The 850-nt window shown below is 66.9% G+C and carries 1 pseudogene; it reads left to right on the top strand.

Annotation, left to right across the window (positions count from 1 at the left end):
- Window positions 1-62: 62 nt before the first annotated feature.
- Window positions 63-850 (top strand): annotated as a pseudogene (locus IE260_RS41070) (IS5 family transposase); the annotation flags it as partial.

Raw genomic sequence — 850 nt, 5'->3', positions numbered from 1 at the left:
ACTGGCCCTAACAAAAGCTATTGATCATGTGACTGTCAGCTTGTCCGCTCGTTGCTCTGATCGTGGGGAAGAGACAGCGGCGGCCGTGGATCGTGTCGGATGAACTGTGGTCGCTGATCGAGCCGTTGCTTCCGGAACCGGCGCCGAAGCAGGTCGAAGGACGGCCTCGAGTGCCGGACCGACAGGCCCTGTGCGGGATCTTGTTCGTGCTGCACACCGGGATCCAGTGGGAGTACCTGCCGCAGGAGCTGGGCTTCGGCTCGGGCATGACGTGTTGGCGGCGCCTGGCAGCTTGGAACGAGGCCGGTGTCTGGGACCAGTTGCATGCGGTGCTGCTGAAGGAGCTGCGGTCGAAGCAGAAGCTGGACTGGTCGCGGGCGGTGATCGATTCCTCCCACGTCCGGGCCGCTCGGCGAGGCCCAAAAGCGGTCCCAGCCCGGTCGACCGCGCACGGCCGGGCAGCAAGCACCACGTCCTCACGGACGGACAGGGAATCCCGCTCGCGGTGTCGCTGACCGGTGGAAACCGCAACGACGTCACCCAGCTGTTGCCCCTGCTCGACAAGGTCCCAGCGGTCGCCGGCGTCGTCGGCCGGCCACGACGACGCCCAGATGCTCTGTTCGCCGACCGCGGCTACGACCACGACAAGTACCGGCGGCTCCTGCGACAGCGCGGCATCCGGCCCGCGATCGCGGAACGAGGCCAGCCACATGGCACCGGCCTGGGCATCTTCCGCTGGGTCGTCGAACGCACCATCTCCTGGCTCCATGGCTTCCGCCGGCTTCGGATCCGATGGGAACGTCGCGACGACATCCACGAAGCGTTCCTGGGGCTCGCCGTCTGCCTGATC

Source organism: Streptomyces viridiviolaceus, assembly GCF_014650995.1.
GTDB classification, from domain to species: Bacteria; Actinomycetota; Actinomycetes; order Streptomycetales; family Streptomycetaceae; genus Streptomyces; species Streptomyces viridiviolaceus.
This window is presented reverse-complemented; position numbering and strand designations above follow the sequence as displayed.